Genomic DNA, 23,315 nt, shown 5'->3' with positions numbered 1-23,315 from the left:
TTTAATCTGTGGCAAAAAACAAGAACACTGATAACGCGGATTGAACGGATTTACGCAGATAATTATTTACTTACAGGAAAAAAACCAGCGTAAATCCGTAACATCCGCGGGCAAGAAAAAAACTAAAACCAAAACCAAAAACCAACCAAATTACCAATGTCACACAGTCCTATTAGAAAAGACAAAACCTGCCTGAATTGCAGGCACGTTGTCGAACAAAGATTTTGTCCCAATTGCGGACAGGAAAACACAGACAGCCGAAAAACGTTTCATCATTTATTTATTCATTTTTTTGAAGATTTAACGCATTATGAAAATGCCTTTTGGAAAACCATTCGGAATTTACTTTTTAAACCCGCGACTTTAACTAAAGAATATCTTTCAGGAAAAAGATTGTCTTATCTGGCACCGGTTCGTCTTTATATTTTTATCAGTTTCATCACCTTTCTTTTAATTGCATTGTTTCCTTCTCACGTAACGGAGAACCTGCAAAAAAGTGAAAAAGATATTACCACAAACCTTATCAAACAGGATAAAAAAGGAATTAAGAATTTTCAGCAAAATACACATTTCAAATTGAGGACGATGAAAGAAATCGACTCGATTCAGAAATATGGAAAACCAAGTGAAAAGTATACTGATTTTGAATATTGGCTTTATGAAAAAGTAATACACGTTACTGAAAAAAATACTAAGGGAGAAATTATAGAAAAATTCATCGAATCATTCGTACATAATATTCCTAAAATATTATTTATCATAATGCCTTTCTTTGCTTTCTTTTTATGGATTTTTCACAATAAAAAGAAATGGTATTACTTTGATCACGGAATATTTACGCTGCATTATTTTTCGTTTTTGCTTTTGATATTTCTCATACTCTTTATTATTCAGAAGATTACTGATTTGCTCGGAAGCGGTTTTGGCTTTATAGCCGATATTACAAATTTTGCGGGTATCCTTTGGATGTCTTATTATTTTTATCCTGCACATCACCGTTTTTATGGAGAAAGCAGAATTGTCTCTTTTATTAAAAGTGTATTCTTATTCTTTATAAACTTCTTTTTTATTGTATTTTTACTAACTTTTTATGTTTTTTACATATTCATTAATTTACACTAAACCCCGCAATGAAAAAAATTGTAATTCTATTATTGATTGCCTCAGCATTTTCATGTAAAAATGCGCAGTCTGTTGTATCGAAAGATAACTCAGACCCAACCAAATACGTGAAAGCTATTACCCAAAAAGATTTAAAAAAGATGTTATATGTGGTTGCTTCTGATGAAATGGAAGGCCGTGAAACTGGTTCAAAAGGTCAGAAAAAAGCGGGACTTTACATGATCGAGCAATACAAAAAAAATAATATTTCGTTTCCTAAAGGTGCAAAAGATTATTATCAACCAGTTCCTGCAGCCTTTTTAAATGCACGACGCAATGAGAATTTACCTGATTCTGAAAATATCTGGGCTTATATTGAAGGTTCTGAAAAACCGGATGAAGTTTTAGTGATTTCAGCTCATTATGACCACGTTGGAATTAAAGATGGCGAAGTTTATAACGGTGCCGATGATGACGGTTCCGGAACTGTTGCTGTAATGGAAATGGCAAAGGCATTTGCAAAAGCAAAGAAAGACGGACACGGACCAAAACGTTCTATTTTATTCCTGCATGTAACGGGTGAAGAACACGGTTTGCACGGTTCTCGTTACTATTCTGAAAATCCATTGTTTCCAATTGCCAACACTATTACAGACATCAATATTGATATGATTGGCCGTCGCGATGTTGAACATGCAAATACAAACAATTATGTTTACGTAATTGGTGCCGATAGATTATCAACCGACTTACATAATATTGTAGTTGCTCAAAATGAAAAATTTACTAAAGTTGATTTAGATTTTAAATTCAACGATCCTAAAGATCCAAATCATTTCTACGAGCGTTCTGATCATTACAACTTTGCAAAACATGGTATTCCTGCAGTTTTCTTCTTTAACGGAGTTCACGAAGATTACCACGGAAAAGGTGACGAACCTGAAAAAATTGAATATGACGCTTTAACCAAAAGAACACAATTAGCGTTTGTTGTTGCCTGGGAATTGGCAAATAGAGAAAACAGACCGGTAGTGGATAAGAAATAGTTTTTTTAAAGTCGCTAAGATTCTGAGATGCTAAGGTTCTAAGTTTTTTTTTAAACGCTAAGAATTGAATTTGTTATTTTAGCTATCATTATGGAAACATAGCCCCCGGTTTCAACCGTGGGAAACATAATAATTATCACAATACATTATTACAAAACGTTATTACAAAACGTCTCCCACGGTTGAAACCGTGGGCTATGTTTGAAATTTGAAATCGTAGGTGTTTTAATAGAATTCATTGCATTTCTAAAATAAAACCAAAAAGGGATGATTTTTTAACTCATCCCTTTTATATATATAATCTCAAAGTTATTGCAATACGTTTCCCACGGTTGAAACCGCGGGCTATATTTGAAATGTGAAATCATAGATGTTTTAATAGAATTCATTACATTTCTAGATAAAAACCAAAAAGGGATGAGTTTAAAAACTCATCCCTTTTTATGTATATATATAATCTCAAAGTAAAACCTCAGAACCTTTGTAGCTTTGAGCCTTTGTCCCTTTTTTAGTCATTCATAGAAATCAAAAACTCTTCATTATTCTTCGTTTTCTTGAAGCGTTCGTTTACAAAATCCATAGATTCTACAGGGTTCATATCGGATAGATATTTACGCATGATCCACATTCTTTGTAATGTTTTTTCGTCTAATAATAAATCGTCGCGACGTGTGCTTGAAGATGTAAGATCGATAGCAGGGAAAATACGTTTGTTTGCAATTTTACGATCTAATTGAAGCTCCATGTTACCGGTACCTTTAAATTCTTCAAAGATTACCTCATCCATTTTGGAACCTGTTTCAGTTAATGCAGTTGCGATGATACTCAATGATCCACCATTTTCTACATTTCTTGCAGCTCCAAAGAAACGTTTTGGTTTTTGTAATGCATTGGCATCCACACCTCCACTTAAAACTTTACCAGAAGCCGGCTGAACTGTATTATAAGCTCTTGCCAAACGTGTAATCGAATCTAAAAGAATCACTACATCGTGTCCGCATTCTACCAAACGTTTTGCTTTTTCAAGTACAATGTTGGCAATTTTTACGTGTTCTTGCGGTTCTCTGTCAAAAGTCGAAGCGATAACTTCACCACGAACACTTCTTTGCATATCTGTAACCTCCTCTGGACGCTCATCGATCAAAAGTACGATTAGATAAACTTCAGGATGATTGGCTGCAATCGCATTGGCAATGTCTTTTAACAACATTGTTTTACCGGTTTTCGGTTGTGCGACTATCATACCACGCTGTCCTTTTCCTATTGGAGAAAATAAATCTATAATACGGGTTGAAACTGAACTGCCTTTTTCGGCTAATTTGAATTTTTCTGAAGGAAAAACTGGTGTCAGGTGTTCGAAAGAAACTCTGTCGCGAACTACCTGCGGATCGTGACCATTGATTTTCAGTACACGAACAAGAGGGAAAAATTTCTCGCCTTCTTTAGGAGGACGAACTACTCCTTTTACTGTATCTCCGGTTTTAAGACCGAATAATCTGATTTGTGAAGTTGATAAATAAATATCATCAGGAGAGGCTAAATAATTATAATCTGATGAACGTAAAAATCCGTATCCGTCAGGCATCATTTCAAGAACACCTTCACTTTCAATAATTCCGTCAAATTCAAAATCTGAATCCCTGAAATTACTTTTTTTATTTTTATGATTTGGGTTTTGATTCTGGTTTCCGTTATTTCCGTTTCCATTCCCATTTTGATTCTGATTTGGGTTTTGATTAGGATTCGGATTCTGGTTAGGATTTTGCTTTTTAAGCTGATTCGGATTTATCTTTTTTACCGGAGTAATTCCTTCTGCTTTTTCAGCGACAGGAGCTGCATCAACATTTTCATTTTCGGCAACTTCTTCAGAACCAACTTCTTTTACAGCTTCTTTTTCCTTTTGTAAAGCAACTTTTTTCTCGTAAGCTGATTTATTAAATTTTACGATTTTTGGTCCCTTTTTTTCTACTTCTCCTTCTCCATTTTCAGCAGTTTCTTCAACTTCCGGAGTTTCCTGAACCTTTTGATTTTGTTTTGAAATCGCCGGAGCCTTAACCTTTTCAGGAGCTTCTTCTACTTTATCAAATTCAAGAATAGGAGCATTTTTGCTAATTGCTGCTTTTTTTACAGGAACAATTCTGGCTCTTTTGGGTTTGTCATCAGCTACTTCTGCTTCAGCAACAGCAGATACAGGCGGCGCTACAGTCGCTTCTTGATGTGCTAAAATCTGACTAATTAAAGTCTCTTTTTTAACACCATTAAACTTTATAGTTTTAGCTAACTTAGCTATTTCTTGAAGCTCAGAAAGCTTCATTTCTTTTAATGCAGAAATATCAAACATGAATATTCTATGAATTTAATTATTTTAAAGGAAATACTGTAAAAAGATAGGTAGATAATTGTTTTCAATTGACCGCAGTATGAAGTGCTTACGGTATTATGATGCAATAATACGAATAAAATTTAATCATACAATAGTATTTTAAAAAAAGAAAATATATTTTTGTAAAACAATTATTGATCATGATACAACGAATTCAAACCGTATATTTAATTCTTACCTTTTTAGTAACAGGAGTGCTGATGTTTTTTATTCCGCTTTGGACATTAAATACCGGAAAAGCATTTTATTTTATGCAGGACCAGGTTTATACTATTTTATTAGGTTTAAGCACAATGCTTACGATTATTAGTATTATTTCATACAAAAAAAGACAAAATCAGTTTGTAATGGGCAGACTGAACATAATATTAAATTTAATTTTATTAGGATTATTTGTATACCGATCACTAAATTTATCTGGAGAGACAGTTAACGCTGTTTCAGAGAAAGGTATTGGGATGTTTCTTCCTATTGTTGCTATCGTATTATTAGTGTTAGCTAATAAGGCCATCAAGAAAGACGAAGATCTCGTAAAATCTGTAGATCGTTTGAGGTAAACCTATAAACTTTATTTATGTGCGAAGAGAACCCGAATTTTATATTCGGGTTTTTTTGTGCCTGAAATTTTCTTCAATTTTAATAAGACTTTCAAAAACAAAGAACTAAAACCTATTTTGTAAGATAAATTTCATAAATTTGATGTTTTGAGATTCAAATCAATCATGACACATAAAACAAGGATACATCTTGCTGATGATCATCAAGTACTTATCGATGGACTTACTAATTTATTACGCACTGTTTCTGACTTTGAGGTTGTAGGCAATTCATTAGACGGAATATCTATCTATGAAGATGTTATAAAAAACAATACCGACATCTTGTTACTCGACATTAGTATGCCTAAAAAGGATGGAATCGAAGTTTTAAAAGAGTTTAATGAAAAAGGATTTCCCTGCAAAGTAATTATTCTTTCGAGTTATGATGATTTAAAAATCGTAAAAGAAGTAATGAAATTAGGTGCTAAAGGATATCTGACTAAGAAAAGTGCCGGAGAAAACATTATCGAAGCAATCGAAGCTGTAAATAAGGATGAAGAATATTTTGACAAACATATAAGGGAAAAAATCTTCACTAATTTTACTCAAAATAATCCTAAATTAAACAAACCTGCTTTTAGTGAAAATCAGTTTTTGAGCGAAAGAGAAATTGAAATTATCACTTTAATATCTCTCGAATATAGCGCAAAAGAAATAAGCGAAGAGTTATTTATTAGTGTCAACACGGTCGAAACCCATCGAAAGAATATAATGAAAAAACTAAAAACCAAAAACGTTATTGGAGTGGTAAAATATGCCCTTAAAAATAATTTAATAAATCCATAGTCTTTACTAACTGATAATCTATGTTTACTTTTAGAATATTTATTTTATTTGTTTTTTTATCCGCATTTAGCAGTGCTTCGGTATTTAATCAATATGATGTATCTTCAAAAGTAGATGGTTCTAAGGAACCTAAAAAGGAAATCAATTCTGATAATTCAATAGTGAAAAAAGAACAGTTTCTGGAACTTGAAAAATCTACAAATAAAAAAATAGTGAGTTTCTACATTGTGCTCACTATAGTGCTAATGGTTTTGTTATATTTTGTTTATCAGAATGATAAATTAAAACGAAAGAATAAACAAAAAGATATTCAGCAAAAAATACAGCTTAACATTATCAACGCCGGAATCGACGGGCAAGAGAATGAAAGAAAGAAAATTGCATCGTTTTTACATGATAATATCAATTCTCTATTGTCTTCTGTTGGTTTGCATTTAAATACTTTTACGGTTCAAAATGCTATAAAATCAGAAGAACTTCTTAAAGCAAAAACTATTCTTGAAGAAGCTCACGATCGTTTACGAGACATGTCACACGATTTAATCCCAACTCTTTTGGTTCGTTTTGGTTTGGTTTATGCCTTAGAAGATTTATGCGAAAAAAATTCTAATTCTGGTCTGCTGTTTAAATTCACAAGTTCTGTACCCACAACAAAAAGATACAATGAGAAATTTGAAATTAAATTATACTTTATTGTAAGCGAATTATTTAGCAACATTATAAAACATAGTGCTGCCAAAAATGCCCAAATCTCATTGCACGAAAAACAAAATCGGTTAATTATTATTATTCATGATGACGGGAAAGGTTTTAATGCCGAAAAACTCCATCAGGAAGGTTTTGGACTGAACAGAATTAGAGCAAGAATTAAAAAACTAAAGGGTAGTTTTAATATTATTTCCAGAGTGAATGAAAGCACAGGAACTTCAATAAAAATAAAAGTGCCAACTTCATAACCTTACTTCTAGCTTCTTACTTCTTACCTATTTCTATAATTTCAAGATCTTTTATTTTATCATCATCAATTACGAATCGCAGCATGGTTCGCATTTGGTGAAATCCGCTTTTTCCTGCAGCACCGGGATTCATGTGCAACAAGTTATTTTTTTATCAAACATCACTTTTAATATATGAGAATGTCCACAAATAAATAATTTAGGTGGATTTGCCGTCATTTCTTCTCTGATAGCTGGATTATATTTGCCGGGATAACCACCAATATGTGTAATCCAGACAGAAACATTTTCACATAAAAATCTATTGTGCAATGGAAATTCTAATCGTGCTTTTGCATCATCGATATTACCATAAACACAACGTAATGGTTTTAGTTTTTTTATGGTGTCTGTAACATGCAAATCTCCAATATCTCCGGCGTGCCAAACTTCATCGGCCAGAGCCACATATTTTAAAATAGTATCATCAATATGGCTGTGAGTATCGGAAAGGAGGAGGATTTTTTTCATTTTTTAAGGGGCAAAGGCTCAGAGTTGCAAAGGTACAAAGGTTTTTTTGTAGAGGCATACTGCAGTGCGTCTTTTGTATCATTTTCATTTATTATAAACATAAAAATCCGATTTGCTTTCGCAAATCGGATTTCTTAAACTTGATGTTAGACGCACTGCTGTGCATCTCTACGAATAATCGAATTTATCCTGATGTTAAACCTGACAGGTTTTAAAAACCTGTCAGGTCTGTTGAATGTCAAATACTATTTGCATTTTACAATAACTACTATTTCTTCGGATTTTTACCATCTTTCGAATCTTTGGTATCCATCATTTCCATTAATTTTAATCCTAACAAACCACTGATAGAACCATCAGATCCACCGTTTCCTGAAATTAAAACATCTGGTATTACTTTGATATTTCCTTTACCAATTTCTTCGGTAACTTTATATCTCGTAAAATTGTCACCGCCCATTGCACTAACCTGAAGTTGGTATGATTCTGCCGTAGATTTACCAATTGCCATAATTTTCTCTGCTTCGGCTAAACCTGTTTTTGAGATTCTTTCTGCTTCGGCACTTGCGTTCAGTTTCGTTGCCTCGGCTTGCGCTCCTGCCCTTGCTTTTGTTGCTTCAGCTTCTGCATTCGCTCTCATTTTTGTGGCTTCCGCTTCTGCGTTTACATTTAGTTTTAAACTTGTCGCATCTCCTTCTGCTTTCTTTACTGTTGCATCTGCAGTTCTCTGAGCGATTTCAACACTTTGTGAAGCGCGAACGATCTCTTTTTGCATATCGGCAATTGCCGTTTCTTTCTCCATTCCCTGACGTTGTTCCTGCGCCATTCTTTGGGTTTGATATGTTTTTTGCTCTTCTTCGGCCAATTTTCTATCGGTCAACGTTTTCATCAATGAATCTGGCGGAACGATATCTCCAATCAAAGTATCAACAGCATTTACATTATATTCGTCAAGAACTAATTTAATATGATTTTTAGCTGATTCCTGACGCTCTTTTCTGGTTGACAAAAACGAAATCACGTCGCTATCCTGAGCCGAGTTTCTAAAATAGTTACCAATTGTAGGTTCTAAAACCTGAGAAACCAAGTTGTTCATACTTCCAAAACGGGCAATTACTTTTGGTGCTTCGGCTGCCGGAACGTGAATAATTTGCGCCACATCTAAATTAAATGGGAAACCATCTTTGGAACGAACGGTAATCGTAGAAAGATTTTTATCTAAATCGTGTGATTCGCTTCTTGCATTTGCCCAGTTTAAAACCAAGTTTGTTGTTGGAACTGCTTCTAATTTAGTTGTGTATTTGTTCAACGCATATTTTCCAGGACCAAGAGGCTCCATCCAAACCCCGCGTTGTCCTTTTGAAACGATATTTCCGTGTTTAAAAGTATCTCCGGTAACGTCTTGACCATCTTCTCCAATATACGAAATTACAACTCCTACATATCCAATAGGCACATCTGTCATTGGGTTTTGTTCGATTAAAATTCCCCACGTATTAATATAGTAAGATCCGGCTAACATAACCTGAGGCTGTAAACCACGATTACCACCAGTATCTAAAAACTTGTCAAAATCCTGAAAGTTATTATGCCCCTCAACAAATTTACCTGCAATTTGTCCTTGCGGAATCGGTTCTCCGTCAAGTGCCGTTACGATACCAATCATATTCTCGTAAATCTTGATTTGATCTGCAATTACAATTTCGAATAGAAATGTATTAATACGATACGAACCTGTTGTAATAAAAGCGGTCTGACGCCCTTTTTGTCCGCCATTGTCTAAGAAATAAGTAGCGTCCTGAAAGTTATCGCTATCTACTTTTCGGGCTAAGATTCGTCCAGTTGGAATTTCTTTTCCGTCCTTACTCAAAACCAATCCAATTTTACCTTCAGGAATAACCGTAAATCCGGTCATATCGATTGAATACTGCCAGATCCACATTCCCCAATATAAACCCGGAGCAAGCGTTTTTGCCTGATAACCAGCTTCGCCTTTTGTCGCAATAATACGCCCATCCGGCAATGATTTGTCCGTTCCGAATAAAACGAACTTTTTGGTTACCAAACCAATTTTATCCTCAGGAACCATCACCATTCCGAAGAAAACACGTAAAATAAATTTGTAAAAAAGAATGGAGAATAAGATTAAAATTATCCACCAATAAGAAGTAATTTCATTCATAGTTTTTGATTATTTAGGATGCAAACATAGGCGAAATACTTCCTGTTAAAATGAAATATTTTAAAAATTAACTTTTGCAGATTTTTTAAATAAATGTTAAAAAATACTTTCAATTAAATCGTTGGAATTGTCAATTTCTGACACGATTTTTTGCTGTGTAAACTATGATTGGTATTTTGGGTTTTAACAGTTTTTGGAGAAGGTGCAAAGGTTCAGAGTGGCAAAGGTTCAAAGGTTTACTGTTGACGAATGCAAAACAGGTATGATTTAATAATTTATACATTATAGATTAGATGCAATACAGTAAATCTCTAAAGAAAAACCTTTGAACCTCTGTACCTTTGCGACTTTGAACCTTATAAAGAAAAAAACTTTGTACCTTTGCACCTCAGAACCTCTGCACCTTAAAATGAGATATTTTATTCAATTTGCTTATAACGGAACACATTATCACGGCTGGCAATTTCAGCCGAATGCCTCTTCTGTTCAGGAAACTTTAAATAAGGCTTTTTCTGTTTTGCTGAATGCTCCTATAAATATAATGGGTGCCGGAAGAACAGATACTGGCGTTCATGCAACTGAAATGTATGGTCATTTTGATTTTGATGCTTCAATTGATACTCAAAATTTAGTACATAAACTCAATTCTTATTTACCGAAAGACATTGCCCTTTTTGATATTATTTTAGTTCATGATGATGCGCATTGCCGATTTGACGCCAGAAAAAGAACCTATGAATATCATATCAATACTGTTAAAAATCCGTTTTTGGAAGAATTGAGTTGGTATTTTAACCAAAAATTAGATGTAGCTTTGATGAATGAAGCTGCAAAGATTTTACTGAATCATACCGATTTTCAGTGTTTTTCTAAAGTAAATACAGATGTAAATACTTTTGATTGCACGATTTTTGAGGCATATTGGAAACAGGAAAACAACAAATTGGTTTTTACGATTTCGGCCAATCGTTTTTTACGAAATATGGTTCGCGCTATTGTAGGGACTTTAATAAATGTGGGACTGCATAAAATTTCTTTGTCTGATGTCGAAAGTATTATTGCCAGCAAAAGCAGAGAAAAAGCCGGATTTTCAGTTCCGGCACATGGTTTATATTTAACCAAAATTGATTACGATTATTTATAGCTGTAGGCTATAGGCTTTAAGCAGTAAGCTTTTAGCACTTTATTAAAGCCTACCGCCTAAAGCTTATAGCTTAAAGCAACAACAAAAAATGAAAGCAAAAGCATTTGATACCGGATTATTCAAACGGATTTTAAAATATACAAAACCTTATAAATGGCGTTATTATGGCGTTATTATTTTTGCAATTTCACTGTCGATTTTTGCGGCACTTCGCCCCTATTTATTAAAACAAACGGTTGACGGCTATATTAAAACGCAGGATAAACAAGGTTTATTGATGTATATTGTTTTAATGGGCATTGTACTTTTATGTGAAGTTTTCTCTCAGTTTTATTTTGTTTATTGGGCTAACTGGCTGGGGCAGGATATTGTAAAAGATATTCGAACAAAACTCTTCAAACATATTTTAAGTTTTAGAATGAAGTATTTTGATTTGGTTCCGGTTGGGCAATTGGTAACCCGATCAGTATCTGATATTGAATCGATTGCACGTATTTTCAGTCAGGGACTTTTCATGATTATCAGTGATTTAATGAAAATGCTGGTGGTTTTAATTTTTATGTTTTACATGAATTGGGAACTAACCTGGATTGTAGTTATTGCAATGCCAATTTTGGTTTACATTACCCGAATTTTTCAGCGCAAAATGCAGGTTGCCTTTGAAGAAGTTCGTACGCAAATCGCAAACATGAACTCATTTGTACAGGAACGCGTTACGGGAATGAAGATCGTTCAGCTTTTTAATCGTGAAAAAATTGAAGCCGAAAACTTCAAAGAAATCAATAATAAACATCGTGTTGCGTGGATAAAAACCATTTTATACAACTCGATATTTTTCCCAATTGCCGATATTATTTCGTCAATAACTTTGGGATTGGTTGTGGTTTATGGCGGATTTAAAATTTTAAACGGAGATCATTTTACCACTTTCGGAGATTTATTTTCTTATACAATGTTCATTGGAATGTTGTTTAACCCTTTACGTCAAATTGCGGATAAATTTAATGAGATGCAATTAGGAATGATTGCGGCCAATCGTGTTTTTGATATTATTGACACACAGGATCATATTCAGGATACGGGAACTCTTGAAGCGCCAATTTTTAATGGAAGTATCGAATTTGCAGCAGTTCGTTTTAGTTATATTCCCGAAGAAGAAGTTATTAAAGGTATTGATTTATCTGTTGCTGCCGGACAAACTGTTGCAATTGTTGGTTCGACCGGAGCCGGAAAATCGACAATTATTAATTTATTGAATCGCTTTTACGAAATAAACAGCGGAACGATTTTTATTGACGGTCACAATATTGAGAATTATACTCTGGCTTCTTTACGAAAACAAATTGCCGTGGTTCTACAAGATGTGTTTTTATTTGCTGATACTATATACAATAATATTACTTTACACAATCCCGAAATTACGCGCGAAAAAGTTCTGGACGCAGCCAAAAAAATTGGTGTACATGATTTCATTATGAGCTTGCCGGATAATTATGATTTTGATGTAAAAGAGCGTGGTGTTATGCTTTCATCCGGACAACGTCAGTTAATTGCTTTTTTACGTTCGTATGTGAGCAATCCAAGTATTTTGATTTTGGATGAAGCTACTTCTTCTATCGATAGCTATTCTGAAGAATTAATCCAGCGTGCTACAGAAACAATTACAAAAGGCAGAACCTCTATCATTATCGCGCACCGATTGGCTACAATTGTAAACGCAGATAAAATTGTAGTAATGGATAAAGGATTAATTGTAGAACAGGGAACACATCAGGAATTACTCAATAAAACCGATGGTTACTACAAAAATCTGTACGATTCTCAATTCTCGGTTGCAAACTAGGATTTGTAATGCTAAAAAAGTTCTTAAAAAAGTTAAAATAGCGTTATAGGAATCATAAATGTAACATCTGATGGAAATTATGTAACTTCATTGGTTTTTGAATTTTTTATATTTGAGAATATATAAATCAAATGTAAAAGAATATGCCACAAAACAGATTTTATCCAGACGAACAGTTTAAAGAAATAGAAATAAACGCCTCATTACAACTTCGATATGCCATTTCAAACAGAGGCCGTCTAATCAGTTTTTCTGACGAAATAGAAAACGGAAGAATCTTAAAAGGAGGATTAAGCGATGGCTATCCAACTTTTAGATTTAAGATTAAAAAAAGACGATAAAATTGTCAACAAGTACCTGTTTTTATACAAATTAGTTGCTCAATATTTTATTCCAAAACAATCAGAAGATCAAACATATGTTTTGCATCTTGATTACAACCGAAGTAATGATGATGTAAAAAATTTACGCTGGGCAACAAAAGCCGAAATGATGGCACACAGCCGTAAAAGTCCGCGCGTTATTCAGGCAAAAAAGAACCTGATCGAACACAATCTAAAAGCCGACGGAAGAAAATTAACCACCACAAAAGTGATGTTAATTAAAAAAATCCTTGCCAGACCAGAACAAAAAACACGCCTTAAAATGATCGCAAAACAATTCGGCGTAAGCGAAATGCAAATACGACGTATTGCGAGTGGAGAAAATTGGGGACATGTTAAGGTTTAAAATTAATTTTTAATTAAAATTAATTTATTATAGGAGTTTCCAGTCGGAAGCTCTTTTTTTATATTAATAAAACCAACCTTAACTTAAAACATTAATCTTCTCTCAAAAAATTATAAAATCTAAATTTAAAAAAGCAGAATTTTATGATTAATAAATTTATTAATTGTAAACTTGTACACGATTTAAATCTAAATTTTATGAAGAGAAAACTACTTATTTTATTACTATTATTTAATTTATGCACATATGCCCAATACACTTTAATTCCGGACATAAACTTTGAAAAAAAACTTATTCAGTTAGGTTATGATTCAGGAGCTGTAGACGGAAAAGTGCTAACTTCAAATATATCTTCAATTACTTCTTTAAATGTAGGATATAGTTCTATTAGCGATCTAATGGGAATACAAGATTTTACATCATTAGAAAATTTAAATTGCTCAAATAACAATTTGATAAGCTTAGATGTCTCTAAAAATATAAAATTACTTTCTTTATCCTGTAATGCAAATCAAATAACAGCATTAGATCTTACAAAAAATACTTCTTTATTTGATTTGACAATCTTAACTAATAGATTAACAGCTCTTGATGTTACTGCAAATCCTCATTTACGCTCCTTGTATTGTTCTGAAAACTTAATTTCTGTTTTGGATATTTCTAAAAATCCTGAACTTTTTTTATTAATTGTTCAGATAATACTTTAACGACTCTGGATGTTTCTACAAATACAGAATTGATACACATATTTTGCGAGAACAATCAAATAACCTCATTAGATATTTCTAAAAACGCAGAGGTATTAAATTTAGATTTCTCCTCAAACAAGCTTACAAGTGTTAACTTAAAAAACAATTATAATACACGTTTCAACAATGGTAATATTGATTTTAGAAATAATACGGATTTAAGTTGTATTCAGGTTGATAATGTAACTTATTCTAATACAAACTGGTCAAGTGTAAAAGATGCAACAGCAAATTACTCTGCAATTTGTCAAATTTACACTCTTATTCCTGATATTAATTTCGAAAATAAACTAATTGAACTTGGAATAGATTCAGGTACTCCTGATGGAAAAGTTCTAACTTCTAAAGTTGTGAACGTAACTACTTTGGATTTTGGAACTACAACTGCCATTTCTGACTTAACAGGAATACAGGATTTTACTGCCTTAAAAATATTAATCTGTCATGGAAATTCAGGGCGTGCCGGAGATGGAGGGAATGGAAAATTAACTTTTCTTGATGTTTCTAAAAATATCAATTTAACGGTTCTTGACTGTGGTTTTAACCAAATTACAAGTTTAGATGTTTCTAAAAACACTTCTTTAATTTCTTTCAATTGTAATGTAAATAAACTGACTTCTATTGACGTTTCTAAAAATATCCTTTTAGATAATCTAAATTGTGGTAGCAATAATATTACAGCCCTTGATGTTTCAGCAATTAAAACATTGCGTTATTTGAGCTGCGACTATAGTCAAATAACAAGTCTTGATGTGTCAAAGAATCCAAAATTAGTAGGATTAGATTGTAGTAATAGCAAACTAGGCAGTTTGAACTTAAAAAACGGATACAATGGTTTGTTTGTTCCACAAAGTTTAAACTTCAAAGCAAACCCGGCTTTAACTTGTATTTTGGTTGATAATGCTACAACCTCTACTACAAACTGGGCAACTGCAAAAGATGCCAGCGCGAGCTATTCAATAGATTGTCTTCCTTATACTCTTATTCCTGACATTAATTTTGAAAATAAGTTAATTGCACTTGGTATAGATTCAGGTGTTGCAGATGGAAAAGTACTAACTTCTAAAGTTGCTACTGTTACTACTTTAGATTTTGGAACGACAACTAACATTTTAAGCTTAACAGGAATTCAGGATTTTGTTGCTTTAACAAAATTAGTATGCAGGGGAAACACAGGTAGAGCGGGTGATGGAGGAAACGGAAAATTAACTTCATTAGATGTTTCTAAAAACATTAAACTAACGGTTCTTGATTGTAGTTTTAACCAAATTACAAGTTTGGATGTTTCTAAAAATATTGCGTTGATTTCTCTAAATTGCCATGTAAATAAACTTACTAGTATTGATGTTTCTAAAAACACAACACTTGATAATTTAGATTGTGGCAGCAACTATATTACAGAACTTAATGTTTCGAAAATTCCAACATTACGTTACCTTTTCTGCAATTCTTCTAAAATAACAACCCTAGATCTATCAAACAATCCAATATTAGTTGGTGTATATACCGAAAACAGCAAATTAACCTCTATAAACTTGAAAAACGGACATAATAATTTAATTGTTCCGCAAAGTATAAATTTTAAGGGAAATCCAGATTTAACATGCATAGAGGTAGATGACGCTTCGTATTCTAATACAAACTGGAGTAGTGCAAAAGATGCTTTTGTAAATTATGCTACGTATTGTCAGCCAAGCGATTTATACACTCTTATTCCTGATGTTAATTTCGAAAATAAATTAATTGAACTTGGAATAGATTCAGGCATTGCCGATGGTAAAGTTCTAACTTCTAAAGTTGTGAACGTAACCACTTTGGATTTTGGAACAACAACTGTCATTTCTGATTTAACAGGAATTCAGGATTTTACTGCCTTAAAAATATTAATCTGTCATGGAAATTCAGGTCGTGTTGGTGATGGAGGAAACGGAAAATTAACTTCATTAGATGTTTCAAAAAACATTCAACTAACTGTTCTTGACTGTAGTTTTAACCAAATTACAAGTTTGGATGTTTCTAAAAATATTGCGTTGATTTCTCTAAATTGCCATGTAAATAAACTGACTTCTATTGACGTTTCTAAAAATGTACTTTTAGACAATCTAAATTGTGGTAGTAATAATATTGCAAGTCTTGATGTATCAACAATTAAAACAATGCGTTATTTAAACTGTAACTATAGCCAAATAGCAAGTCTTGATGTCTCCAATAATCCAAAATTAGTCGGCTTAGATTGCAGCAACAGTAAACTAAGCAGTTTAAACTTAAAAAACGGATACAATGGTTTGTTTGTTCCGCAAAGTTTAAATTTCAAAGCAAATTCAGATTTAACATGCATACTGGTAGATGACGCTTCTTATTCTAATACAAATTGGAGTAGTGCAAAAGACACATTGGTAAATTATGCTACATATTGTCAGCCAAACGGTTTATACACTCTTATTCCAGATGTTAATTTTGAAAATAAACTAATTACACTAGGAATCGATTCAGGAACTGCTGACGGTAAAGTTTTAACTTCAGCAATTAATACCGTAACAACTCTTGATGTTTCATCATCGAACATATCAAATCTTACAGGAATTGAAGGTTTTGTTGCCCTGAAAAAACTAGATTGTTACCTAAATCAATTAACGACCCTAGACCTGTCACAAAATATTGCATTAGAAACATTGACTTGTCAGTTAAACAAATTGTCAACTATCAATATCTCTAAAAATATTGCCTTAACAGATTTAACATGTAATAGAAATTCACTAACAACTTTAGATATTTCTAACAATACAAATTTAAGAATGCTGGATTGTGGTGAAAATAAAATCACCAATCTAAATGTCAGCAAAAACAGTTCTTTAGCAATTGTATACTGCCTTAAAAATGAATTGACAAGTTTAGACTTTTCTAACAACCCAAATTTAATTACTTTAAATTGCGATTATAACTTTTTAAAAACGCTTAATGTAACTGCAAATACTAATTTAGGATACTTATCTTGTCACACAAATCAATTAGCGACTTTAGATATCTCAAAAAATACGGCATTAAAAACATTATACAGTGGCGAAAATTTATTGAAAACCATAGATGTTTCTAAAAATTTAAATTTAGAATATTTAGGATGTGATAAAAATCAATTAACCAATATTGATATTTCAAATAATGTTGCATTAGGATATATTAACTGTTCTTACAATCAACTGACAAATCTGGATTTAACTAAAAATCCGGAAATATCTTCGATACATTGTTATTTTAATCAATTAAAAACTGTTGATGTTTCTAAGAATACTGATTTAAGATATTTTCATTGCTATTCAAATCAAATAACAAATCTTGACTTGTCAAAAAATCTAAAATTGATGGAGCTGTTTTGTAATTCTAATAAATTAGAAAATTTAGATCTCTCAAATAATATTGGTCTGACTTATTTAAATTGTTCTTCTAATGAGTTAACGGCTTTAAATATGAAGAACGGGAAAAATAACATTATCAGCAATTATAATTTTGATCTGAAAAACAACCCAAATCTTAATTGTATCCAAGTTGATAATGCAGTATATTCTACTACTAATTGGAGTAATGCAAAAGACGCTTTTGTAAATTACGCTACAGATTGTCCAGCAAGCAGCTTGTATACACTTATTCCAGATCTTAACTTTGAAAAAAAGCTAATTACCTTAGGAATTGATTCCGGAACTGCAGATGGAAAAGTTTTAACATCAAGTATCGACAAGTTAACTTCATTAGATGTTTCATATGCGTCAATTACAGATTTAACTGGATTGGAAAACTTCACTTCTTTAACATCATTAAAATGTAACGGAAATTATACCTTAAAAAGTTTAGATGTTACTAAAAATACTGCTTTAACATTATTAGATAATGGTAATAACTATCTTGTTAGCAGTTTAGATGTTTCTAAAAATACTGCTTTAACTTCATTAAACTGCTATGCCAATAAATTAAACAGTTTAGATTTAAGCAATAATAAAAATTTAACTGCTGTACAATTATCATCTAACAAATTAACTACTTTGGATGTTTCTAAAAACACAGCTTTGAAAACATTAGATGTAGGTTTTAACTCAATTACTAATCTTGATGTTTCACTAAATATTAATTTAACGTCATTAACTTGTAGTTCGAATCAAATTTCAAATTTAGATATTACCAAAAACACAAAACTACTTGAATTGTCAGCGGGAAATAATCAATTTTCAAATTTAGACGTTTCTAAAAATACGGTTATAACTTCGTTAATATGTAATACAAATCAGTTAACAGTCTTAGACGTTTCTAAAAACACTGCGCTAACGAGGTTATTGGTTTACCAGAACAAAATAACAAACATCGATATTTCTCAGAATGTTTTATTGACATCATTTGACTGTAATTCAAACCAAATTACCAATCTTGATCTTTCAAAAAATACAGAATTGTATTTTTTATATTGTGACATTAATAAATTAAAAACTTTAGACGTTTCTAAAAATACCAAACTAGGTTTAATAGATTGTGCAAATAATCTTTTAACAGATTTAGATGTTTCTAAAAATACTAATTTAAATTCATTGGAATGTGATTCAAATAAACTTATTAGTCTGAATTTAAAAAATGGAAATAATACCCTGTTTGATCGTTTTCAGAGTCCTGATCCAAATTTTATTATTTACAGTATCGATTTTAGAAATAATCCTGATTTAACTTGTATACAAGTAGATGATGTGGAATATTCTAACACTAACTGGTCTACCAGAAAAGATGAATCGGCTAACTTTAGTACGGCTTGTAATACTTATACTTTGGTTACAGATCCTAATTTTGAAGATTTCCTTATAGCTACAGGCATTGATAAAGATGGTAAAAATGGAAAAGTTTTAACTTCAAACATTTCAAATATTAAAACTTTAGATATTTCAAATTCTAATATTTCAAATTTAAAAGGAATTGAAAATTTTACAGCTTTAGAAAAATTTATTGCAAAAGGAAATTTAATTTCTATTATAGATATGTCTTCTAATACTCAGTTAACTTATTTAGATATTTCTAACAATCCGCTTACAAGCATAAACGTTTCAAATAATACATTACTACGAGAATTATATTGTAACGGCATGCAAATTATCCTTAGAAAATCAACAGTTTCACCAGACAGATTAACCACCTTAGATGTTTCAAATAATACTTTGCTAACAAAATTAAGTTGCTCAAACAATCAGTTAACAAGTCTTGATTTATCAAAAAACACATTGCTTACAGATATTAATTGTTCAAATAATGATTTATCAGATTTGAATTTACAAAACGGAAATAATGCAGTATTTACAAATTTAAATTTTAAAAATAATGCCAAATTAACTTGTATTAATGTTGACAATGGTAATTATTCTACCACAAACTGGTCGGATGCAAAAGACAATACAGCAAGCTACTCTTCTACTTGTAAAGCATTAGGAAGTGAAGAATCTATTCTTGAAAAAGTCAATATATATCCAAATCCTACCAAGGGAGAATTAAATATTAATAATATTGTATTAGAGAAAATAATGATTTACAATACTATCGGGCAATTAGTAAAAACATTAACTTTTACTTCAGGCAGTAACAATAATACTCTTGATCTGAAAGGTTTGCCATCTGGAATTTATTACCTTTTTATTGAGACAGATGGTGCACATACGACCAGAAAAATAATTATACAGTAAAAAATTAGTACAGCATTTTTGACAACAGCCACATTTTAATCTTTTAATTTGTGGCTGTTATTTTTTTGCAATCAAATGAAATCTGCATTTTTGCTAAAAAAAGTTAGAAAACAAACTACATTTTACTTTTTTATATCACTTTTGTCAGAATCTCTGTGAAAAGGTTAGAATCAGTATGTCTAAAAATAAAATTTAAAGGCTATTTTAAAATAAATCCTTAAATTCGCAATCACAAATAACAAGAGAAATCGAAAAATGAGTTTCGGAATTATAAACTTCATTTTCGGTAGTAATACTAAAAACAAAAAAAATGAAATACGACGTTATTGTTTTAGGAAGTGGTCCTGGCGGATATGTAACAGCAATTAGAGCTTCACAATTAGGCTTTAAAGTAGCTGTAGTTGAAAAAGAAAGCCTTGGTGGTGTATGTTTAAACTGGGGATGTATCCCAACAAAAGCATTATTAAAATCAGCTCAGGTTTTTGATTACTTAAAACACGCTTCTGATTACGGATTAAAAGTTTCTGAATTCGATAAAGATTTCCCTGCAGTTGTACAACGTAGCCGTGGTGTTGCTGACGGAATGAGTAAAGGAGTTCAATTTTTGATGAAAAAAATAAAATTGACGTTATCGAAGGTTTCGGAAAACTAAAACCAGGTAAAAAACTTGACGTTACAGATAAAGACAATAAAGTAACTGAATACAGCGCTGATCACATCATCATCGCAACCGGAGCTCGCTCTCGTGAGTTACCAAACTTACCACAAGACGGTGTAAAAGTAATTGGTTACCGTCAGGCAATGACATTACCAACGCAACCAAAATCTATGATTATTGTAGGTTCTGGGGCTATTGGAGTAGAATTTGCTCACTTTTACAACTCAATGGGAACTGATGTAACTATTGTAGAATTTATGCCAAACATTGTACCAGTTGAAGACGAAGACATTTCGAAACAAATGGAGCGTTCAATGAAAAAAGCTGGTGTAAAAATCATGACCAATTCATCTGTAGAGAAAATTGATACTACAGGAACTGGCGTAAAAGCAACTGTAAAAACAGCAAAAGGAGAAGAAATTCTTGAAGCTGACATAGTACTTTCGGCAGTTGGAATCAAAACAAACATTGAAAATATTGGTTTAGAAGAAGTTGGAATCGCTGTTGACAGAGATAAAATCTTAGTAAATGCTTACAACGCAACTAATATTCCAGGATACTACGCAATTGGAGACGTTACTCCGGGTCAGGCTTTGGCTCACGTAGCTTCTGCAGAAGGAATCAACTGTGTTGAAAAAATTGCTGGTTTACACGTAGACCCAATCGATTACGGAAACGTACCTGGTTGTACTTACGCAACTCCAGAAATCGCTTCTGTAGGTTTAACCGAAAAACAAGCTAAAGAAAAAGGATACGAATTAAAAATTGGTAAATTCCCATTCTCAGCTTCAGGAAAAGCAAAAGCGGCTGGTGCTGCAGACGGATTCGTAAAAGTAATCTTCGATGCAAAATACGGAGAATGGTTAGGATGTCACATGATTGGTGCCGGAGTTACAGATATGATTGCTGAAGCAGTTGTAGCTCGTAAACTAGAAACTACAGGTCATGAAATCCTTAAATCTATTCACCCTCACCCAACAATGAGTGAGGCAGTTATGGAAGCTGTTGCAGATGCTTACGGCGAAGTAATACACTTGTAATATTAAACCGTTTTACGGTTATATATAATTTTCAATTTAAAAGTCCGATTTGTGAAAACAAGTCGGATTTTTTATTGTTAAAATCCAGACCATTTATACAAATTATTTTATCTTGTAGTTAAAATAGATTTACAACTAAAATTCTAAATTATATTATGGAAGAAACACCAGTATTCTTTGCCGATGGAGAAAACCCAAAAATGATCGAAGCCTTTAAAAAAGCACAAGAAACCTTTAAATATTTCTGGAGAGAACTCTCTTGGGAATATCGCCGAATAGTGCCGGGACTTGATGTTGCCTGCGTAAAATTGGCCTTCACACAAGAAATAGATAATGAAACTGTAGTCGAACACATGTGGATTAACGATATTAATTTTGATGGCGAAAAAATATACGGCATTTTAGTCAACGATCCCAATGAACTAACCAATGTAGAGAACGGAGATGAAGTAGAAATTCCGATAAATCAAATTAGCGACTGGCTGTTTGCTTCTCAGGGAAAAACATACGGAGGTTTTACGATACAAGCCATGCGATCTGAAATGAGTGAAACCGAAAAAGCAGAACATGATGAGGCCTGGGGTATGGATTTTGGCGATTATGATGACATTCTTGTTGCTTTTGAGCAAAAGGAAAAACCTGAAAACCTTATAGAACATCCTATGAGCATAAACATGAAAGAAAGTCTTTTAGAGTTTATAAAAAATAATCCAAATGAAGTAATCAGCAAAGATGATCTGGGATATACTTTTTTACACCGCGAAACAATTGCAGGAAATAGTACTTCGGTTGAAGTTTTAATAGAGTCCGGAGCCGATATTAATGCAAAAACTATCCATGGCAAAACCCCATTAGATTTTGCAAAGCAACTCAACTGGCAGCATTTAATTCCACTTTTATCATAACTTTAAAATCCGATTTGCGAAACAAGTCGGATTTTTTATTAAAAACGCACTATTAAGAAATCTAAGAATATTAGAATCTACAAACTTAGTAACTCAGAATCTTAGTAACTTAGAATCTTTATCAGGGCATGTCCCTCCGGGTCGGGCTATTCACTACAAGTCCTCGCACTTCCTTCGTCAGGCTGTGGGCTTTTCGCTGCTATCCCTCACGCAAACCCGTTTTCATAACAACATTCATTTTCAATTGTTTTTTATAATAAAATTTGATTATTTTAGCTTGTATATTAAACTCATAAACAACTGTAAATTAATCAAATAAACAACATATTGAAAAGATGTAATCCCTACGGGATAATTGTATATGGAAATATGATTTTGCTACCAATATGTAAATCCTAACGGATTATCTCAAATTGATTTATTATTTTTTTGTTTTTTGTTTTATTTTAAACAGGCAAATCTTCAATATATATGACTGATTATTTATAATTGATTAATTTATTATTTTAAAAAAATCTTCAACATATCTCTCGGAGAGATTACATATTGGCAGTAGAAACCAGAATCAATTAACCATGAACACAACCATACAGGATTACAATAATTCGCAAAATAGTTCAGACAAGGAAATCTGCAATCAATTAGCAAATATTATCGATAAAAATTTACCCGATGCCGAAAACAAAATCTGGCATGCACATCCGGTTTGGTTTCTTGACGGAAATCCAATTGTGGGATACAGTAAATTAAAAGATTCTGTTCGTTTACTCTTCTGGAGCGGTCAATCTTTTGGCGAAGAAAAATTATCAAACGAAGGTTCTTTTAAAGCAGCAGAATTTCGCTATACCTCATCGGAACAAATTATTGAAGAAGATGTAAAACGCTGGCTCGAAAAAGCAAGAGAAATTCAATGGGATTATAAAAATATAGTCAAGCGTAAAGGAGTTTTAATACGGCTAAAATAAAAAAAGACTGTCAT

General features: G+C 32.4%; 15 protein-coding genes and 2 pseudogenes. 14 read left to right on the top strand and 3 right to left on the bottom strand.

The features are described from left to right. The first annotated feature begins 156 nt into the window (after positions 1-156). On the top strand, positions 157-1,122 hold the full coding sequence (locus tag ACZZZT_RS10420; RefSeq protein WP_463460309.1) for a DUF3667 domain-containing protein: 966 nt from the start codon (positions 157-159) through the stop codon (positions 1,120-1,122). Between the two features lie 8 nt (positions 1,123-1,130). Beyond that, positions 1,131-2,147: a M28 family peptidase gene (locus ACZZZT_RS10415; protein WP_042563037.1), complete on the top strand. Its 1,017-nt coding sequence runs from the start codon at positions 1,131-1,133 to the stop codon at positions 2,145-2,147. 508 nt (positions 2,148-2,655) lie between these two features. Here the strand turns inward: ACZZZT_RS10415 and rho are convergent. Beyond that, on the bottom strand, positions 2,656-4,488 hold the full coding sequence (gene rho / locus ACZZZT_RS10410) for a transcription termination factor Rho (protein ID WP_463460308.1): 1,833 nt from the start codon (positions 4,486-4,488) through the stop codon (positions 2,656-2,658). 182 nt (positions 4,489-4,670) lie between these two features. Between rho and ACZZZT_RS10405 the strand changes: the two genes are divergently transcribed. The 3 genes from ACZZZT_RS10405 to ACZZZT_RS10395 all read left to right on the top strand — a co-directional run bounded on the left by ACZZZT_RS10405 (position 4,671) and on the right by ACZZZT_RS10395 (position 6,871). Next, on the top strand, positions 4,671-5,087 hold the full coding sequence (locus ACZZZT_RS10405) for a DUF4293 domain-containing protein (RefSeq protein WP_042563039.1): 417 nt from the start codon (positions 4,671-4,673) through the stop codon (positions 5,085-5,087). 165 nt (positions 5,088-5,252) lie between these two features. Then, on the top strand, positions 5,253-5,915 hold the full coding sequence (locus tag ACZZZT_RS10400) for a response regulator (protein ID WP_302096957.1): 663 nt from the start codon (positions 5,253-5,255) through the stop codon (positions 5,913-5,915). Between the two features lie 20 nt (positions 5,916-5,935). Continuing rightward, positions 5,936-6,871, top strand: a complete 936-nt coding sequence (locus ACZZZT_RS10395; protein ID WP_463460307.1) for a sensor histidine kinase — start codon at positions 5,936-5,938, stop codon at positions 6,869-6,871. 16 nt (positions 6,872-6,887) lie between these two features. Here the strand turns inward: ACZZZT_RS10395 and ACZZZT_RS10390 are convergent. Together ACZZZT_RS10390 and ACZZZT_RS10385 are read right to left on the bottom strand one after the other, a co-directional pair. Further along, positions 6,888-7,381, bottom strand: a pseudogene (locus ACZZZT_RS10390) (metallophosphoesterase family protein). Positions 7,382-7,649: 268 nt separating this feature from the next. Beyond that, on the bottom strand, positions 7,650-9,563 hold the full coding sequence (locus tag ACZZZT_RS10385) for an SPFH domain-containing protein (protein ID WP_463460306.1): 1,914 nt from the start codon (positions 9,561-9,563) through the stop codon (positions 7,650-7,652). Between the two features lie 409 nt (positions 9,564-9,972). On the opposite strand from ACZZZT_RS10385, the gene truA reads away from it, so the two are divergent. The 9 genes and pseudogenes from truA to ACZZZT_RS10340 all read left to right on the top strand — a co-directional run bounded on the left by truA (position 9,973) and on the right by ACZZZT_RS10340 (position 23,301). Beyond that, a complete protein-coding gene (gene truA, locus ACZZZT_RS10380; RefSeq protein WP_463460305.1) occupies positions 9,973-10,707 on the top strand; it encodes a tRNA pseudouridine(38-40) synthase TruA in 735 nt (244 codons plus the stop codon). A gap of 88 nt (positions 10,708-10,795) precedes the next feature. Then, on the top strand, positions 10,796-12,550 hold the full coding sequence (locus tag ACZZZT_RS10375) for an ABC transporter ATP-binding protein (RefSeq protein ID WP_073395214.1): 1,755 nt from the start codon (positions 10,796-10,798) through the stop codon (positions 12,548-12,550). Between the two features lie 143 nt (positions 12,551-12,693). Beyond that, positions 12,694-12,891 carry an NUMOD4 domain-containing protein gene (locus ACZZZT_RS10370; RefSeq protein WP_463460304.1) on the top strand — a complete coding sequence of 66 codons (198 nt, stop codon included), beginning with the start codon at positions 12,694-12,696 and terminating at the stop codon, positions 12,889-12,891. After that, positions 12,848-13,279: an HNH endonuclease gene (locus ACZZZT_RS10365; protein ID WP_463460303.1), complete on the top strand. Its 432-nt coding sequence runs from the start codon at positions 12,848-12,850 to the stop codon at positions 13,277-13,279. The genes ACZZZT_RS10370 and ACZZZT_RS10365 overlap by 44 nt, the downstream gene beginning before the upstream one ends. Before the next feature lie 197 nt (positions 13,280-13,476). After that, the gene (locus ACZZZT_RS10360) at positions 13,477-13,986 is read left to right on the top strand and encodes a hypothetical protein (RefSeq protein WP_463460302.1); all 510 of its coding nucleotides are present in this window, start codon (positions 13,477-13,479) and stop codon (positions 13,984-13,986) included. A gap of 29 nt (positions 13,987-14,015) precedes the next feature. Beyond that, positions 14,016-19,733 carry a T9SS type A sorting domain-containing protein gene (locus ACZZZT_RS10355; protein ID WP_463460301.1) on the top strand — a complete coding sequence of 1,906 codons (5,718 nt, stop codon included), beginning with the start codon at positions 14,016-14,018 and terminating at the stop codon, positions 19,731-19,733. A 310-nt stretch (positions 19,734-20,043) separates the two neighbouring features. Next, positions 20,044-21,431, top strand: a pseudogene (gene lpdA / locus ACZZZT_RS10350) (dihydrolipoyl dehydrogenase). Positions 21,432-21,586: 155 nt separating this feature from the next. Further along, complete coding sequence (locus ACZZZT_RS10345; protein ID WP_463460300.1) at positions 21,587-22,336, top strand: YegJ family protein; 750 nt, start codon at positions 21,587-21,589, stop codon at positions 22,334-22,336. A gap of 575 nt (positions 22,337-22,911) precedes the next feature. Continuing rightward, the gene (locus ACZZZT_RS10340) at positions 22,912-23,301 is read left to right on the top strand and encodes a DUF1801 domain-containing protein (protein ID WP_463460299.1); all 390 of its coding nucleotides are present in this window, start codon (positions 22,912-22,914) and stop codon (positions 23,299-23,301) included. Positions 23,302-23,315: the final 14 nt, after the last annotated feature.

It is taken from the genome of Flavobacterium sp. AC274 (assembly GCF_979258275.1).
Note: the sequence above shows the minus strand (reverse complement) of the source record. Positions and strands in the feature narration are given on the sequence as shown.

What these genes read in the sequence shown, in the direction of transcription:
- ACZZZT_RS10420 (WP_463460309.1), top strand. Translation starts at nt 157, where the DNA reads ATGTCACACAGTCCTATTAGAAAAGACAAAACCTGCCTGAATTGCAGG.
- ACZZZT_RS10415 (WP_042563037.1), top strand. Translation starts at nt 1,131, where the DNA reads ATGAAAAAAATTGTAATTCTATTATTGATTGCCTCAGCATTTTCATGT.
- rho (WP_463460308.1), bottom strand. Translation starts at nt 4,488, where the DNA reads ATGTTTGATATTTCTGCATTAAAAGAAATGAAGCTTTCTGAGCTTCAA.
- ACZZZT_RS10405 (WP_042563039.1), top strand. Translation starts at nt 4,671, where the DNA reads ATGATACAACGAATTCAAACCGTATATTTAATTCTTACCTTTTTAGTA.
- ACZZZT_RS10400 (WP_302096957.1), top strand. Translation starts at nt 5,253, where the DNA reads ATGACACATAAAACAAGGATACATCTTGCTGATGATCATCAAGTACTT.
- ACZZZT_RS10395 (WP_463460307.1), top strand. Translation starts at nt 5,936, where the DNA reads ATGTTTACTTTTAGAATATTTATTTTATTTGTTTTTTTATCCGCATTT.
- ACZZZT_RS10385 (WP_463460306.1), bottom strand. Translation starts at nt 9,563, where the DNA reads ATGAATGAAATTACTTCTTATTGGTGGATAATTTTAATCTTATTCTCC.
- truA (WP_463460305.1), top strand. Translation starts at nt 9,973, where the DNA reads ATGAGATATTTTATTCAATTTGCTTATAACGGAACACATTATCACGGC.
- ACZZZT_RS10375 (WP_073395214.1), top strand. Translation starts at nt 10,796, where the DNA reads ATGAAAGCAAAAGCATTTGATACCGGATTATTCAAACGGATTTTAAAA.
- ACZZZT_RS10370 (WP_463460304.1), top strand. Translation starts at nt 12,694, where the DNA reads ATGCCACAAAACAGATTTTATCCAGACGAACAGTTTAAAGAAATAGAA.
- ACZZZT_RS10365 (WP_463460303.1), top strand. Translation starts at nt 12,848, where the DNA reads ATGGCTATCCAACTTTTAGATTTAAGATTAAAAAAAGACGATAAAATT.
- ACZZZT_RS10360 (WP_463460302.1), top strand. Translation starts at nt 13,477, where the DNA reads ATGAAGAGAAAACTACTTATTTTATTACTATTATTTAATTTATGCACA.
- ACZZZT_RS10345 (WP_463460300.1), top strand. Translation starts at nt 21,587, where the DNA reads ATGGAAGAAACACCAGTATTCTTTGCCGATGGAGAAAACCCAAAAATG.
- ACZZZT_RS10340 (WP_463460299.1), top strand. Translation starts at nt 22,912, where the DNA reads ATGAACACAACCATACAGGATTACAATAATTCGCAAAATAGTTCAGAC.